The sequence below is a fragment of the Plantactinospora siamensis genome, from assembly GCF_042434095.1.
Taxonomy (GTDB): Bacteria; Actinomycetota; Actinomycetes; order Mycobacteriales; family Micromonosporaceae; genus KBS50.
Map to the genome: position 1 here is coordinate 98,022 of NZ_JBHLUE010000036.1, position 14,880 is coordinate 112,901.

The 14,880-nt window shown below is 72.4% G+C and carries 15 protein-coding genes; 10 read left to right on the top strand and 5 right to left on the bottom strand.

Annotated elements, in window-relative coordinates; translation table 11 throughout:
- Positions 1-21: 21 nt before the first annotated feature.
- From ACFFHU_RS31370 to ACFFHU_RS31380, 3 genes are all read right to left on the bottom strand, one after another.
- Entirely contained in the window at positions 22-1,968 is a 1,947-nt protein-coding gene (locus ACFFHU_RS31370; protein WP_377344174.1) for a hypothetical protein, read from the bottom strand.
- Positions 1,969-2,223: 255 nt separating this feature from the next.
- The gene (locus ACFFHU_RS31375) at positions 2,224-3,804 is read right to left on the bottom strand and encodes a multicopper oxidase family protein (RefSeq protein ID WP_377344176.1); all 1,581 of its coding nucleotides are present in this window, start codon (positions 3,802-3,804) and stop codon (positions 2,224-2,226) included.
- A gap of 867 nt (positions 3,805-4,671) precedes the next feature.
- The gene (locus ACFFHU_RS31380) at positions 4,672-4,872 is read right to left on the bottom strand and encodes a hypothetical protein (protein WP_377344177.1); all 201 of its coding nucleotides are present in this window, start codon (positions 4,870-4,872) and stop codon (positions 4,672-4,674) included.
- A gap of 167 nt (positions 4,873-5,039) precedes the next feature.
- On the opposite strand from ACFFHU_RS31380, the gene ACFFHU_RS31385 reads away from it, so the two are divergent.
- The 10 genes from ACFFHU_RS31385 (at position 5,040) to ACFFHU_RS31430 (ending at position 11,153) form a co-directional block, all read left to right on the top strand.
- Positions 5,040-5,423 (top strand): hypothetical protein, encoded by a 384-nt coding sequence (locus tag ACFFHU_RS31385; protein ID WP_377344178.1) that lies wholly within the window; start codon positions 5,040-5,042, stop codon positions 5,421-5,423.
- On the top strand, positions 5,420-5,722 hold the full coding sequence (locus tag ACFFHU_RS31390) for a hypothetical protein (protein WP_377344179.1): 303 nt from the start codon (positions 5,420-5,422) through the stop codon (positions 5,720-5,722). Before ACFFHU_RS31385 ends, ACFFHU_RS31390 begins: the two co-directional genes overlap by 4 nt.
- Entirely contained in the window at positions 5,722-5,886 is a 165-nt protein-coding gene (locus ACFFHU_RS31395; RefSeq protein WP_377344180.1) for a hypothetical protein, read from the top strand. The genes ACFFHU_RS31390 and ACFFHU_RS31395 overlap by 1 nt, the downstream gene beginning before the upstream one ends.
- Entirely contained in the window at positions 5,886-6,218 is a 333-nt protein-coding gene (locus tag ACFFHU_RS31400) for a hypothetical protein (RefSeq protein ID WP_377344181.1), read from the top strand. The genes ACFFHU_RS31395 and ACFFHU_RS31400 overlap by 1 nt, the downstream gene beginning before the upstream one ends.
- Complete coding sequence (locus ACFFHU_RS31405; RefSeq protein WP_377344183.1) at positions 6,215-6,991, top strand: DUF2637 domain-containing protein; 777 nt, start codon at positions 6,215-6,217, stop codon at positions 6,989-6,991. Before ACFFHU_RS31400 ends, ACFFHU_RS31405 begins: the two co-directional genes overlap by 4 nt.
- Entirely contained in the window at positions 6,988-7,194 is a 207-nt protein-coding gene (locus ACFFHU_RS31410; protein ID WP_377344184.1) for a hypothetical protein, read from the top strand. The genes ACFFHU_RS31405 and ACFFHU_RS31410 overlap by 4 nt, the downstream gene beginning before the upstream one ends.
- A 3-nt stretch (positions 7,195-7,197) precedes the next feature.
- Positions 7,198-7,386, top strand: coding sequence for a hypothetical protein (locus ACFFHU_RS31415; RefSeq protein WP_377344185.1), 189 nt, complete (start codon positions 7,198-7,200; stop codon positions 7,384-7,386).
- 70 nt (positions 7,387-7,456) lie between these two features.
- Complete coding sequence (locus ACFFHU_RS31420) at positions 7,457-9,205, top strand: helicase HerA domain-containing protein (RefSeq protein ID WP_377344186.1); 1,749 nt, start codon at positions 7,457-7,459, stop codon at positions 9,203-9,205.
- Between the two features lie 129 nt (positions 9,206-9,334).
- On the top strand, positions 9,335-10,516 hold the full coding sequence (locus ACFFHU_RS31425) for a helix-turn-helix domain-containing protein (protein ID WP_377344187.1): 1,182 nt from the start codon (positions 9,335-9,337) through the stop codon (positions 10,514-10,516).
- A gap of 289 nt (positions 10,517-10,805) precedes the next feature.
- Entirely contained in the window at positions 10,806-11,153 is a 348-nt protein-coding gene (locus ACFFHU_RS31430; RefSeq protein WP_377344188.1) for a hypothetical protein, read from the top strand.
- A gap of 197 nt (positions 11,154-11,350) precedes the next feature.
- Here ACFFHU_RS31430 and ACFFHU_RS31435 read toward each other — a convergent pair whose 3' ends face one another.
- Together ACFFHU_RS31435 and ACFFHU_RS31440 are read right to left on the bottom strand one after the other, a co-directional pair.
- Positions 11,351-14,596, bottom strand: coding sequence for a phage tail tape measure protein (locus ACFFHU_RS31435; RefSeq protein ID WP_377344189.1), 3,246 nt, complete (start codon positions 14,594-14,596; stop codon positions 11,351-11,353).
- Positions 14,597-14,614: 18 nt separating this feature from the next.
- On the bottom strand, positions 14,615-14,815 hold the full coding sequence (locus tag ACFFHU_RS31440; RefSeq protein WP_377344190.1) for a hypothetical protein: 201 nt from the start codon (positions 14,813-14,815) through the stop codon (positions 14,615-14,617).
- Positions 14,816-14,880 lie beyond the last annotated feature (65 nt).

Here is a 14,880-nt window from a genome sequence, read left to right on the forward strand (position 1 = left end):
CGACCACCTGCCCGCCGGTCCCTACCGGTGGTACGGGCGGCGGGCTCGCCGACGGGTGATCAGCGCCATGATCAACATGCCCGCCAGGATCAGCAGCAGGCCGCCCCCGATCAGCGCGGGCGGGTTGTCGGCGGCGAGGGAGAAGAACCCGGACTTCCCGGCCGCCGGCGGCCCGGCCGCCAGATTGCCCTGCCCGATGGCCGCTCGGGTCTTCGGGTAGGCCACGCCGTCGTCGTTCGCGTAGCTGTAGTCGTCCGGCGCCGTCCCGTCGCCCGCCGCCGCGGTGTCGGAACCCTGGGCCGTCGGGGTGCCCGCGGCGCCGCTCCGGGTGGTGGGCGTCGCCCGCCGCGGTGCCGTCCGGGCCGGCTGGACGGCGGCGGTCCGCGCCGCCGCGGCCGTCGGCTGCGCACCGGCCGTCCCGTGGCGCGTGGCGGGGGTGGCGGTCGCCGGGGCGCTGCGGGACGGCGCCGAGGCCTTCGGGGTGCCGGCGTCCCGCGCCGGGGCCGTCGGCGCCGGCGCGGTCCGACTCCTCGTCGGCCGGGGCGTGCCCGTCGCCCGCGGGCTGGCCGGCGGCGTCCGGCTCGGGGCGGTGCTGGCCGGCGGCGTCCGCGTCGGGGCCGGGCTGGCCGACGGCCTGCCCGTCGGGCCCGTGCTGGCCGTGGGGGCCGTGCTTGGTGGGGTGCCAGGTGGGCGGAGGAACGAGGCGTCGACCGCTACGCCGTCGCGGACCTTGAGCCGGACCGGATCGGGACTCTTGATCAGCCTCCCGCAGCCGAGGTTGCCGTAGGAGCCGCTCAGCCGTTGGGCGAGGAACGTGAACAGGCTGTTCGCCGCGCCGGGGTCGGGCGAGGCGGCCCGCCGGGTGAGGTCGCGGTCCCGCTGCAGCCGCGCCGGCGCCAGCTCGACCAGCTGCTGGCAGTACGGTGCGGCCAGGTCCCGGGTGTCGGCGACGGGCGGCATGTCGACGCCCTGGCGGTAGAGGTTGAGTTTCGCGACGCTGAGGTGGCCCTCGGCTTCGGTCATCGGGTCGTTCGGCGGGACCAGCGCGACCGGAGCAGCCTGGTCGGCGGCCGCCTGCAGCTCATCGAGCGCGAGCGAGGTGGTGAGCGTCCCGTTGTCGGCCAGGTCGGGCGCCTGGAACGGGCTGCAGCCGAGCGCCCGGTCGACGAAGTGCACGAGCAGCAGGTTGTCGCTGCCGTTGACCTGCACGATGGCGTTGGGCAGCCTGGCCCGGTTGGCGGCGGTGTCCTGCGCGACGGTCGTGCCCTGGACGAGGTAGGCGGTGGTCACGTTGTCGCTCTGGTCCTGGTCGACGACCGTGAAGTCCCGGGTGGTCGGGCAGGGGTTGCCGTCCCGGCCGGTGCCCAGCGGCGGCACCTTGAGCTTGCCGGCCTTGATCGCCGCGGTCGCCGCGGTGAAGAACGCCCGGGCGTTGCAGTACGCGAACTGACCGAAGATCGAGCCCGTCACGCCGTTGACGCAGTTGCCGGCCGCCAGGCTGCCGCGCGAGTCGTCCAGGGTGAGATTGTCCCCGTTGAAGCCGAACCAGATGCCGACCACGGCGTTCCTGGGCAGCGCCGGCACCACCGGTGGGACCGCCGGCCGGGCACCCTTGTCGATCACCAGGGGGTTGTAGACGGAGACCCGCCCGGTTGCCGGGTCCACCACGCTGGCCTGTACGAACGCCGCCCGGCCCCCGTCGGCCTCGTGGCAGGCGCCCGGATCGCCGTCGGCAGACACCAACTCGTACGGCGTGGCCAGGCCGCGCGCGGTCAGCGGGTGCGGCGGCACGACCAGGGAACAGTCCGCCGTGGCGGCGGCGGTGACCGCGGCGCCCGGGCCGTTCTGGCCCGCGTACGACATCCCCGTGCCGGCGGCGAGCGCGCCCAGCGCCACCAGCGCGACGGCGGTCCCGGCGAAGCGCCGGTCGACCGTCCTGCGCGGCCTGCCGTACCGACGTTCCCGCATCGGAACACCCCCTGCCACCGTCCGCGCCGGGCGTCCCTGCCCACGCGCGTGAGCCCCGCCGCGCCATGCTGCAGCCTCGGGTACGAGCGGCGGCGTCCGGCAGTTCAAACCTGAGGAAAGAAATTCGTGTGGACTGCCCGCGGGAGGCGCCGGTTGCGCGCCCACGACGCCGGTATCCGGGATGAGCGAAATCAGCCGACCACCGCGAGGGACGAAGCCAGCTGCGGCGCGACCAGCGCCGCCGCCGGCCTGGGGTCAAATCACCTGCAGGTTGCCCATCATCGCCATGTCCTCGTGTTCCAGATTGTGGCAATGGAAGACATATCGCCCCCTGTAGCCGCCGACCCTCACGATGATCTCCGTTTCGGTGCCAGTGGGCACGTCAACGGTGTCCTTCCAGCCCTTGTCGTACCGTCCCGGCGCGCGACCGTTGCGGGACAGCACCCGGAAGTGACCCATGTGCAGATGGATGGGATGGTGCGCATCGGTGTTCAACCGCCATATCTCGACACTGCCGAGGCTGCTGCTGACGTCGACGCGGTTCGGGTCGAAGGTGCGCCCGTTGATGGCCCAGCCGGCCGGCCGCTGGTCGAAGTCCAAAGTGCGGGTGACCGAGGCGGCGGATCGGTCCAGGGGCTCGACCTCAGCCAGCCGATCCGGCACGGCGCTGTCGTCGCGGGCCGCCCGGACCACCCGGAAACGCATCACCTGACCGGTGCCACCACTGCCGAACTCGTTGCGCAGCGTGACCTCTTTGCCGACCGGATAACCGGCGAAGTCCACCACGACGTCGAACCGCTCCGCCTGGGCGATGTCGATGCGGTCGTGGCTCACCGGCCGGTCCAGCAGGCCGGCGTCGCTGCCGATCTGGGTGAACGCCGTGCCGGAGCGGGGCGGCGGATCGAGGGCCAGCCGGTACCGTCGGGCGTTGGAGGCGTTGAGGATGCGGAACCGGTAGCGCACCGCATCAACCTCCAGCACGGGCCACGGAGCGCCGTTGACCAGGATGGTGTCGCCGAGCACCCCGTCCTTGTAGCGGTCGGTGACACCGGCCTCTTCGAGCAGCGTCGGGTCCCGCGACGGGTAGTGGAACGAACCGTCCTCGGTGAACGCACGATCGCAGATCATCAGCGGGACGTCCCGCTCGCCCGAGGGCAGCGGCAGCGCCAGCTCGACCGCGTCATGGTGCAGGTGGAACCCAGCGAGTCCCCTATAGACCTGCGGACCCGTAAAGTCCATCCGGTGGTCGTGATACCACAGCGTCGCCGCGTTCTGGTCCATCGGGTACCGGTAGGTGCGGCTACCCTGCGCGATGTTCCCCGACACGGCCGACCTCCCGTGCCCGGCGTGACCGGCGTGTGCGCCCGTCGCGCTGGCGCCGCCCTCCGGGAGGACGAGGTGCGTGGGATAACCATCGTCGCCCGGCGGGATCACCCCGCCGTGCAGGTGCACCACCACCGGCACCGGCAACCGGTTACGGTGCAGAACGGCCGCGGCCCGCCCGCGCCGGGTGACCACGGTCGGCCCCGGGAAAGTGCCGTTGTATCCCCAGATGGTGGTGGCCCGACCGGGTACGATCCGCGCCGAGCCGACCGACTCGGTGATCTCGTAGTAGTCGGTGGTCGCGTCACTGCGTACCGGCTTCAGCACCGGTGGCACCGGCAGCGGCACCTGGAACGGCTGCGGTGCCGGTCCGGCACTCCGTAGCAGACGACCGGTGCTGCCGGAGCTACCGCCTCCGTTGCCCAGCGGTTGGCTCTGGCATCCCGATGCCAGCGCGGCACCGGCGACCAGGCCGCCGCCGAGCCGCAGCAGCCCTCTGCGGTTGATGTGCATGCTCATCCTCCTTACTGGTCGCGCGCACCGGGGCTGGCCAGCCCAGCACCAGGCAATCCAGGAACACAAGACCGCTCCGGCAACGCCGAGGACCACCGGCAGGCTCGCATCAGGGTCGGCGCTGACAGGCAGTTGGTCACGGTGGACGCGACCCACTTTCGTGTCGGTGCCCGCGACGCTACGAAGGAGCGACGTCACGCCGGAACCCCCGGTGGGAGGCACCCGGCTACCTCCCCGGGGGTAGCCGGCCTGCCCCGCCAGGTCGAAGCACGTCCGGCGGGTGGGTCGGCTGCACGGTGTGCCATGTGGATGCCGCAAAGGCGGATGTCGGGATGCTCACGACCCCGCGTCGCCGCCTCCCGCCGGCAGCTTCCGCCCCGAGCCGACCACCGTCGAGGTCGTTCTCCATGAATCGGCCGTGAGTCGCTTCGGCCATCCAGATACGGGCCCAGGCCAGTTCACCCGACAAGGCAAGCAGCGGAGAGCCCATCGCTAGCGGCTGCCGGCGGCGATTCTTCCGGCTCTCTTCCCGGCCGCCTCGGAGCGCCTCTCAGCTGCGCTGTCCTCGCCAACCGTTTCCGAAAACCTAGGGGCGTTCACTCGATCACCGAGCCCCACACCCACCAAACAACAAGCCCGAACCTACGTTTCGTAGGTTCGGGCTATTCCGATGTCCTGAGACATCACACTGTCGGGACGACAGGATTTGAACCTGCGACCCCTTGACCCCCAGCGAACTACCGGGCGTCTAGGTCGTCCGCCGGGTACGGATCTAGCCGGTCAGGAGCCCTGATTCCGTCCATCACGTCCGCGAGATCCACTCGCATTTGAGTGATCTGTGAGACGGCGGTGAGACACGACATGGCACTACTCCCCCGGCTCGATGCCGGCGGCCCGGCAGAGCCGGCGTACCTGCTCGCGGGTGTAGCCGGTCACCTTCACGATCTCGGCCTGCTTCGTACCGGCGCGAGCCGCATCGACGATCGCCTCGGCCAGTGCTGGCCGGGCCTTGTCGAGTGCGGCCTTCGCCCTGCGGTACGCCCGGGCGGCCTCTTCGAGTCTCGTCACGCGGCGATGCTCCCACACATGACGTTGCCAATCAACGTGGCCACTACCGTTGACGTAAGCCACATCAGTAGGCCACACTCAGTGGCATAGCTCAGCACCAACAGAGCGGCCCCCGGCAGCGTTCGCACCGCTGACCGAGGGCCTTGATCGGGAGGAGTCCCCGACCCATGAGCATCATCGCATCCGTACCTGCGCCGACCGGCGCGAACCTGGCCGAGGTCGACACCGTCGACATGGCGCGCATCCCCCGCATTCCCGGCCAGCGGCGCCCGCAGCCGGCCGCCCCGCCGCGGACCCTGGTCGAGATCGCCGCGGCCGCCGGCGTCACCCCGTACGAGGCGTTCCGGGCCGGCATCCGGCTGCACGACCGGGCCGACGTCCACGCCCTGGCCGCCTCGCTGCCGCCGGAGACCGCCGAGCGGCGCGCCGAGCGGGAGATCACCCGTACCGAGGTGCTGACGTGGCCGGTCGAGCGACTGGCCCGTGAGTGGCGGATCTCCCTGGCCACGGCCGCCGACGTGCGGGCCCTGTACGAGCGGACCGGCCGGTGACCGCGGCCGAGCACCCGGTGTGGTGCGACCCGCGGGAGTGCGCCGAGCTGCCTTCGGGCGGCCGGGCGCACACGTCGGCCGCGGTCGAGGTCGGCCCCACGGTCCGCGTGCGGCTGATCCAGGACGGCCCGGCGCCGGCGGTGACGGTCGAGCAGGACCACCCGACCGGCGAGCCGGCCGAGGCGGACCGGCGGCCGGACGAGCTGCTGATCCTGGAGCCGGCCACCGCGGTGGCGCTCGCCGTGGTGCTGGCCAGCATGGGCCGGCGGGCCGGTGCGTCGAACGGCGGTGCCCGCTGATGGCCCGCCGGATTAACCGCCTGGTCTACAAGACCGTCTTCGTCCTGGGCGTGCTGGCGTCGCTGGCGTTCGCCCACAACACCGCGGCGCACCCCTGCACCGGCGCCAGCGTCGGCGCGGGCGGCATGTGCGTGTCGACCAGCTGGGCGGGGGGTGCGTCCTGATGTGCGTCTGCCCCGGTACGTGCTGCTGCCGACGCGGTTCCGGCGGGCTCGGCGAGTTCATCGCCACCGCGGCCGCCGCCGGCGCCCTGTTCCTGCTCCGCAAGCTGCTCCAGCTGGTCAAGCTGCTGCTGATCGCCCTGGTGGCCCTGATCGTGTGGGCGTCGCCGCGGCTGTGGCGGGCTTCCCGCCGGGCGGCGTACTCGGCCCGGTCCCGGTGGCAGGCGCGCAAGGGCGCCCGGGTCGTGGCCGTCCTCGGCCCGCAGCTGGCCCTGACCGCTGCCCCGCACACCGATACCCGCTGGTCGACCATGGCGAAGGAGGCTCACCGATGAACCTGTCCCAGTTGAAGCGGATCCGGTGGGGCGTCCGGACCGTCCTGTCGCTCGGGGTCGCGGCCTCGATCGCGGGGAACGTGCTTCACGCTCACGGCGGGGTGATCTCACAGATCATCTCCGCGTGGTCGCCGCTGGCGCTGCTGCTGACCATCGAGCTGATCTCCCGGGTGCCGGTTCACCGGCGCACCCTGGCGTGGGGCCGGTGGGCCGCCACGGCGGTCATCGCGGGGATCGCGGCGTGGGTGTCGTACTGGCACATGGCGGCGGTGGCGTCGCGGTACGGGGAGACGGGCGGCGCGCAGTACATGCTGCCGCTGTCGGTCGACGGCCTGGTGGTCGTCGCCTCGATCTGCCTGGTGGAGTTGGGCGGCCGGATCTCCGGTGAGTCTGGCGTCATCGTGGCGCTGGCCGCCGCCGACCCGGAGCCGGCCGAGCAGGTCTCGCCGGACCCGTGGATGTACGCCACGCCGATCGGTCCGGTGCCGGTTCCTGACGCGCCGGCTGACGCGGTCGAGCAGGTGACGGCGCGCACCACCCGGCGGCAGCCGCGGGCGCTCACGAGCGCGCAGAAGGTTGCCAAGGCCGCGGCGAAGTTGCCGGACGGGACGGTGGCGCAGATCGCCGCCCGGGCGGGTGTCAGCCCGTCGACCGTCCGCCGTCATCTGCCGGTCGCTGGTGGCGCGTCACCATCCGAGCCCGTACCTGCGGAAACGACACCTGAATTCCCTGTCAACGGAGCGTCACACGAACTGATGGAGGTAACCCGATGACCAGCCCCACCCCACCCCCGACGTACACCCCCTACTTCATCGTCTTCACCCACCCGGCGGGCGTTGGTAACACCTCCCTCAGCCTGCGGGCGCCGATCCGCAGCCTGGACGACGTCCGGGCCATCGAGAAGCACATCAGCGAGACGAACGGGTTCCACGTCTGCGTCACCAGCTGGCAGCGGTTCGAGACCGAGGAGCGTTGACCGATGGCGTGGGAAGACCGCACCCCCGATGAGAAGAAGAAGGCTCGCACCGAGGCCCGCAGGCGGGACGCGCGGGACGACAACCACACGTACGTGGTGACCGACGCCCAGGGCTCGCAGCTGACCGTCAAGGGCATCGTCTCGGCCCGGGTGGTGGCCGGCAAAGACGGCCGGATCGAGCGGAAGAAGTGACCAGCGCGGGCCCCGGCCGCTGCCTACCAAGCCCGGCCGGGGCCCGCTCCCCGCGAAGGGAATGCCCAGTATGAACGACCTTGAGCGTGCGATCCGGCGCACCTACCGCCGGCACACCGTCTGGCGGATCTCCTACCGGTTCCTGTCCGGCCGGCCCATCACCGGACGCACCGGGTACCCGTACCTGAGCCGCGGCGCCGGCCGGCTCGCCGGCTGGCAGCGGCAGGCGTACCGGCTCGGCCTGCCCGTCGCCGCCGGCCTGGTCGCCGAGTTCCCCGAACAGGCCGGCGTCACCGGCGGCGGCGTCGCCCTGGTCCTCGCCGCCAAGGGCAGGCAGCGGCTGGTCCGGCGCCGGTTCAACGCCGCGTACGTGGTGCCGACCCTCGCCGCGATCGCCCCGCCGCTGGGCTTGCAGACCGGCGTCGACCTGCACGTCGACCCGTCGCTCGGCACCCTCACGCCGCGGCTGGCCAAGCCGCTGTCGCCGGCCGAGGAAGCGGTCCGGCTGTGGTACGGCGAGCACCTGGAGCCGATCCTGCGGTGGCTGCCCGACCGTGTGCAGCGCGGGCTGTGGGCGGCGCAGCGCCGGGCTCGGCCGCTGGCGGCCCGCCTCGAGGTGTTCCGCCGGCCGGTCCCGCAGTACGGGCCGCGGATCGAGCTGACCATCGACACGCCGTACCTGACGAAGGACCAGCGGGAACTGGTGTCCTCCATCGTCCACAGCAAGATCCCCGTATCCGGGCTGGTCGAGGCGTGGGACCAGGTCGGGCCGCGGGTGGTGGCCCGGTGGACGGTCCGCCGGCGGCCGCCGGCCCGGGTCGGCTACGACCGGGTGGCCGAGGAGCTGCCGAAGCTGGCCGAGTGGGAGTTCTACGTCGGGGATGGTGTTGGCGGCCAGGCCGTCACCATCAGCCTGCGGGACGACTCCCCGCACATGGCCGTGTCGGCCGGCAGCGGCGCCGGTAAGAGCGTCCTGGCGCTGCTGGTCGCCGTCCAGGTCCTCGCCCGCGGTGGCCGGGTGCTGATCCTGGACCGCAAGGGCTCGCACCGGTCGCTGCTCGGCCTGCCCGGGGTCGACTACTGCACCCGGCCCGAGCAGATGCACGACGCGCTGCTGCGCACCGACCAGCTGGCCGACGAACGGAACACCCTGGCGCTGCACGAGGACGAGGATTGGGATCCGGGGCCGCGGGTGCTGGTCATCGCCGAGGAACTGAACGCCACGATCGGGCAGCTGGTGAACTACTGGGCCGAGGCACGGCCCAAGGGCGGGCCGAAGCGGTCGCCGGCCGTGTCGGCGCTGGCGAACCTGCTGTTCATGGGCCGCTCGGCGAAGGTGAACGTGATCGCCATCGCGCAGATGCTCACGGCGCGGGCAATCGGTGGTCCGGAAGCTCGGGAGAATTTCGGGATCCGGTTCCTGGCCAGGTACACGACGAACAACTGGAAAATGCTCGTGCCTGAGGCCGCTATGCCCCGGTCGTCTCGCACTCTCGGCCGGTGGCAAATGGTCGTCGGTGGTCAGGCCACTGAAGTTCAGGTCGCTTACCTCAACAAGGCGCAGGTGCGTGCCCTCACGTCGGCGCGAGTCCCTGAAGGCCCGCTGGCCAGCGATGTCCCCGGGGACGGGGACATGATGACACTGCGGGACGCGGTTGACGACGCTGTGATCCCGTGGACGTACGAGGCCGCGAAGAAGCGTTTGCAGCGGCGGGTCGGAACGGTCCCCGAATCGAGGGGAAAGCGGGGCAACGCCGATCTATACTCACGGCAGGATCTCGTTGATTGGGTCCGCAGCACGGAGAACGCGACCGTCTGATTCCGGGGACGACGAACGGCCCGCCGGGGTGCTCCCTGGCGGGCCGCTGCCTATCGTGGGAGATGGCGCTCCCGCCGGTTGTAGCGGTCGGCGGGGCGCCGCCCAGACCGCTACCTGGGAGGCACGGCCATGGCTGACACCATCGGCGCACGGATCCGGTACTGGCGACTGCGCCGCGGCGGGATGACCCAGGCGACCCTGGCCGGGCTCGCCGGCGTCACCCAGTCGTACATTTCGCAGATCGAGGCCGGCCGCAAGGCGATCGAGCGCCGGTCCACCCTGGTGGCGATCGCCACCGCGTTGCAGGTGACCGTGCTCGACCTTCTCGGCCAGCCGGGGGATCCGACCGACCCGGCGAAGGCCGGCGCCGCCCAGGCCGTGCCGGCGATCTGGGCGGCGCTGATCGAGATCGAGGAAGGCGAGCGGCGCGCCCCGGGCCGCGAGCCCGGGGACGTGGCCGCCGCGATCGCCGCGGCCGCGGATCTGCGGGCCCGGTCCGACTACGCCACGATGGCGCGGCAGCTGCCCGCCCTGCTACTCGACGCCGCGGCCACGGGCCCGCTGGAGCTGGCTCAGGTCGGCTACGAGACGTCGGTGTGCCTGCGGAACCTGGGATACCGGCACCTGTCGCTGCCGGCGGCCCGGATCGCCCTGGCCGGCGCCCGGGACGCCGGGCACGACGCCTGGATCGGGGCGGCCCGGTTCGTGTACACGCTGGCGCTGCCGATCGAGGCTGCGCCGATCGCCGCCCGGACCGCTGGCCGGTCCCTGAGCGACCTGCAGGCCGCGGCCGCCCGGCCGGACGTGCGGCAGATGCTCGGCCAGCTGCACCTGACCGCGGCGCTGTCCTCGGCCGTCGACCAGCGCACCGACGACGCCCAGGCGCACCTGGGCGAGGCCGAGCGGGAAGCGGCGACGCTCGGCGACCCGCCGGACGGTACGGGCTTCAACCTGAGCTGCTTCGGGCCGACGAACGTGACGCTGTGGCGGATGGCCGTCGCGACCGAGCTGGGCGACTACGGTCGGGTGGTCGAGCTCGCCCGCACGGTCCGGCCGGACGGGCTGCGGGTGGCCAACCGTCACCAGTCGTACTGGCTGAACCTGGGCCGGGCCCTGGCGCATTCGGGCCGCGCCGACCGGGAGGCCCTGGTGGCGTTCATGCACGCCGAGCGGGCCGCGCCGGTTCCGTTCGGGTTGAACCCGCTGGCCAGGGAGGCGGTCGCCGGCATGGTGTACCGGGCCCGCCGCCGGTCGGTGTCGGAGGATCTTCGGATCCTGGCCCGCCGGGTCGGCATCACCGTGGCCGTATAACCGCTGGTAATTCTCCAGCCGCGCCCCGGCCATAGCGTCGGTGATGGGCGCGGCCGTACCCATCAGCACCCGACCCGCGGCCGCGGCCGCGCCCCCAGATCGGGCGCGGTACCCGGTCCCCGTCCGGGGCCGCGCCCTTCCTCGAGGGAGGCGCGGTGTTTAGGTGGTGGCGGCGCAGGCGGATCCAGCTGGAACCCGAAGACCGGACGGGCCCCGCGACGGCCTACCTGGCCGGCCGCGGCGCGTACGCACCGGGCGCGGCGCCGGCGGAGCGGCCGGAGCGTCCCCGATGAGCGGCCCGCACCGCTCCCCCGGGGAGCTGCGCGCGATCGCCGCGGACTGGCAGACCCTCGCCCAGCACGCCACCCGGGGCGGCCGGTGCGTCCGGTGCGAGGTGCGGCGGTGTTGGCCGCGGGCGAACGCGATCGGCAACCTGGTGGCGGCGGGCGAGTTCGGCCTGTTCAGCCTCGTCCCGCCGATCAAGCCTCCGGTGCCGCCGGCCGCCGGCGACCCGACGATGTGCATGACGTGCGCCGTGTCGGTGGAGACCGCCGTCCGGCCGCATCCGTGGTGCGAGACGGAGATCCGCTACCAGGGCCGCCGGCTGATCTGCCGCTGCCCGGTCTGCCACCCGTAGCCGCTCGCGACGGTCAACGGCCCGCCAGGGCGATCCTGGCGGGCCGTTGCGTGTCCACCGCTACCGTCTACGCCGCCGGACCAGTACAGCGGCGACGACGGCAGCGGCGAACGGCAGTAGACAGCACATGGTCACCGCGAGGTGCCACGGTCGGAGAGCGCCCATGGCTGCCGACGATAGGCCCGGCGGGCAACCCGTCACCGCCCACGAGTCCCACCGAGGACCTGCTGCACGTTCCCGCCCTGGATCCGCACCTCGGTCTGCAAGCTGCGCATCAGCCCCTGCACCAGCTGCCGGTCGGCTGAGGCCGTAGCCCGGTCCACCGACAGCACCACCTCGACCCGCATCGGCCCGCCGGCGCCGGGCAGGCCAGGGGTCACCGTTTCCGGGCCGCGCTCCCCGAACGAGTACGACCGGCCCGAGTTGACGCCGTAGCCCAACACCGGCTCGGCGATCACCCCGCCGCCGGCCATCGCGATGTGGTCGTGGGCGTTGCCGCCGGCGAAGTTGTGTTGCCGCCAGATCGCGCCGGTGTAGGCGTGCCGGCGGCCGTTCCAGATGTTCAGGTCATTCCACGGGGAGATCAGCTCCTTGGTCCGGGCCATGTAGTGCCGATTCCAGTACTCGGCCAGCTCCCGCGACGGCGGGAAGTCCACCGCCCGCCCGACCGCGTGGTAGCTCCGGTTGCCGGACAGGGTCCGGGCGCCCGGCCGGAACGTCGAGATGGCGTGCAGCCCCGGGAACGCGCCGTGAACGACCGACAGGATCCACGGGTACGTCTGCCCGCCACCCGGACCGGCCGGGGTGACCACGCCGGCCACCTCGCCCCGCGACGGGATCCTGGTGCCCCGCACGGTCATCGGGTACGGCCACACCATCCCCCCGCCGGCGTAGCCGGGCGCCTGGCCGGTGGCGTTCATCTGGTCCAGCAGGCCCGGTGCGGCCGACTCGATCCGCTGCCGCGACGACTTCTTGATCACGAATTCGTCGGCGTGGACCACCCCGGCCGGCTCCATCGTCGCGCCCGGACCGGTCCAACCACCCTCCGAGTAGCCCTTCCCGCCGACCACGATCGGCCCGTTGAAGGCCGGGTTCAGGCCCTTCTTCAACGCCTGCTGCCACGCCGACAGCCTGTCCAGCTGCTTCTCCACGGCCGGGTAGCCGTCCAGCTTCACGCTGCCCTTGTACTGCTTCGCGTACTGGTCGCCGTCCTTCTTGGCCTCGCGGAACTGCTTGGCCACGTCGTCGATCTGCCGGCCGGTCAGGCCCGCGGCTTGCAGCGTCTTGCGCAGCGCCGGCGTCATCTTGCCGTCGAACGTGTCGCCCAGGGCGCCGGCCTTGCCTTGCAGGTCGATCGCGGCCAGCGCCAGGTCGCGGGTCTTCTCCTTGGCCTCGGTGCTGTTCCGGCCGTGCTCCTTGATCGCCTTCGCGGCGGCCTTCTGCGCCTCCGTCAGCTTCTGCTCGGCGTTGAGCAGCCCGAACACCGGGTCCGTCTCCGCCTTCATCATCGACGCGAGCGAGGCCAGCGCGTCGCGCTCCCCGCGGGCGGCGCCGGCGGCGGCCTCGGTGGCGGTCTTGTACTCGCGTTGCGCCTTCGCGCCCGACCCCAGCGCCCCGGTCAGCTCGCCCGTCTTGCCCGCCGCCCCGTCGGCGGCCGAGCCAGCCGTGTCCAGCGCCGCGGCGTACTGCGGCAGCGCCTTCCGCAGCTCGTTCACGCTCACGCCCTGCGCCGCGGCGCGCTGCGCCACCTTGTCGAACAGGGCCGCGGCCTGCTGCCCGTTGCCCGACTGCGCCAGGTTCGCCAGCGCCTGGTCGAGCGCGTCGACCCGCTCCTTGTCGTGCTGCAGGCTGGAGTCGAACACCGCCCCCGTGTGCGAGATCCCCTCGATCAGCCCCGCCGTGCCCCGGGCGAAGTCCGACCAGGCACCCGAGTCCGCCACGTTCTTCAACGCCGTGTCCAGCTTGCCCAAGTCCCCGCCGAACACCCGGGCCGCCTCGCCCCCCACCTCGCCGGTCTGGGTGAAGGTCTCCAGGCGCTTGTTCAGGGCGTCGATCTGCGGGTTGATGCTCTCCCCGAACACCGCCGACGCGACCTGCATCGCGCCCAGGGCGATACCGGCCCGGGTGGCGGCCTTGCTGGCCCGATCCAGACTGGCGGCGGCTTTCTCCCCGACCGGGCCGGCCTTCGCCAACTCCTCGAGCGCGCCCGCCGACGCGGCCCGCAGCTTCGCCATGCCGGCGCCGACCAGCAGCACCACACCGCCGATACCGGCGATCGCCACGCCGGCGGTCTGCACCGGCCCCGGGATGAGCGACAGGGACCCGACCAGCTGGTCGGCGGCCCGGACCAGCGTCCGCAGGCCGCCGCTGGAGCTGGAGCCGGCCTGAATCGACAGCGTTTCGAGGCTGCCCTTCAACCGCTCCACGTCGCCGGCCAGGTTGTCGGTCATCTTCGCCGCGGTCTCGCTGGCGTACCCCTGCTCATTGACCTTGCCGATCCAGGTCTGGATGCCCTGCGCGCCCTGGTCGTACAGGATCGACGCGGCCCGGATCGCGTCCGACCCGAAGATCGTGGCCAACGCGCTGTTCCGCTGCTCCTGGGTGAGGCCGGACAGCTTGTCGCGCAGCTGCCCCGCCAGCCCGGTGATGCCGATGAACTTGCCGCTGGCGTCGTACGTCTCGATGCCCAGCTCCTGCATCGTGTCCCGGGCCTTCGCGCTCGGGTTCGCCAGCGCCAGCAGCATCGTCTTGAACGACGTACCCGAGTCCGACCCGAGCAGGCCCGCCGACGCGAACGCCGCCAGCGTGCCCGTGGTGTCCTCGACGGACAGGCCGAACTGGTGCGCGACCAGGCCCGACTGCGACAGGGCATACCCCATGTCGTGGACGCTGCCCTGCGCCTTGCCGGCCGCCGCGGCGAGCAGATCCGCCACATGCGGCACGTCCTTACCGGACAGGCCGAACTGCGTCATCGCGCTCGCCGCGGTCTCGGCCGCCTCCCCGACGCCCAGCTGGCCCGCGGCCGCGAGGTCCAGGGCGCCACGCAGCCCACCGCCCAGCACGTCAGCCGTGGACACGCCGGCCTTCGACAGCTCGGTGATCCCGTCCGCGGCCTCGGTCGCCGAAAAGCTGGTGTCCTTGCCGGCCTGGAGAGCCGCGGCCCGCAGCCGCTCGATGTCGCCGGCGCTGGCGTGCGTCGCAGCCGACACCGCCGACATCGACTTCTCGAAATCCGCGCTCGACTTGATCGCGAACCCCGCCATGCCCACCAGCGACAGGCCGACCGCGCCCGCCGAGTTGGCCACCCGGTCGAGGTGCCCGCTCTTCGCGGCCTTGTCCATCTCCGACGTGAAGCCCTTGGTCGCCACCCCGGCCTGCCGGATGCCGGCCATGAACGAGGAGACTTCAGCGGTTAACTTCACGCCCACCGTGCGCAGTGCCATGCCGTGCTCCTGTCTCGATCAATCTGTCACGGCGCCGGCGTCACACCGCCGGCACTGCCGCATCTGCTCCGGATGCCGGTACGACCACACCCGGCACGCCTCGCAGCCGAACCGCCGCGGGTTGCCCTGATGCGGCTGAGCCGGCAACCGCGCCCCGCACGCCTCGCACGTACGCCGCAGCGACTCCAGCAACCGCGCGTACGTCCGGATCCGGGCCACCGACCGTCACTCCCTGTTCGGGTCTGTCGATCTGGGGACCCGTACAGACAGAAAGCGACCTCCCC

Bases quoted from the DNA above. Each gene is read 5' to 3' on its own strand.
- ACFFHU_RS31385 (WP_377344178.1), top strand. From the start codon at position 5,040: ATGAGCATCATCGCATCCGTACCTGCGCCGACCGGCGCGAACCTGGCC.
- ACFFHU_RS31435 (WP_377344189.1), bottom strand. From the start codon at position 14,596: ATGGCACTGCGCACGGTGGGCGTGAAGTTAACCGCTGAAGTCTCCTCG.
- ACFFHU_RS31395 (WP_377344180.1), top strand. From the start codon at position 5,722: ATGGCCCGCCGGATTAACCGCCTGGTCTACAAGACCGTCTTCGTCCTG.
- ACFFHU_RS31420 (WP_377344186.1), top strand. From the start codon at position 7,457: ATGAACGACCTTGAGCGTGCGATCCGGCGCACCTACCGCCGGCACACC.
- ACFFHU_RS31400 (WP_377344181.1), top strand. From the start codon at position 5,886: ATGTGCGTCTGCCCCGGTACGTGCTGCTGCCGACGCGGTTCCGGCGGG.
- ACFFHU_RS31405 (WP_377344183.1), top strand. From the start codon at position 6,215: ATGAACCTGTCCCAGTTGAAGCGGATCCGGTGGGGCGTCCGGACCGTC.
- ACFFHU_RS31430 (WP_377344188.1), top strand. From the start codon at position 10,806: ATGAGCGGCCCGCACCGCTCCCCCGGGGAGCTGCGCGCGATCGCCGCG.
- ACFFHU_RS31415 (WP_377344185.1), top strand. From the start codon at position 7,198: ATGGCGTGGGAAGACCGCACCCCCGATGAGAAGAAGAAGGCTCGCACC.
- ACFFHU_RS31425 (WP_377344187.1), top strand. From the start codon at position 9,335: ATGGCTGACACCATCGGCGCACGGATCCGGTACTGGCGACTGCGCCGC.
- ACFFHU_RS31375 (WP_377344176.1), bottom strand. From the start codon at position 3,804: ATGCACATCAACCGCAGAGGGCTGCTGCGGCTCGGCGGCGGCCTGGTC.
- ACFFHU_RS31370 (WP_377344174.1), bottom strand. From the start codon at position 1,968: ATGCGGGAACGTCGGTACGGCAGGCCGCGCAGGACGGTCGACCGGCGC.
- ACFFHU_RS31410 (WP_377344184.1), top strand. From the start codon at position 6,988: ATGACCAGCCCCACCCCACCCCCGACGTACACCCCCTACTTCATCGTC.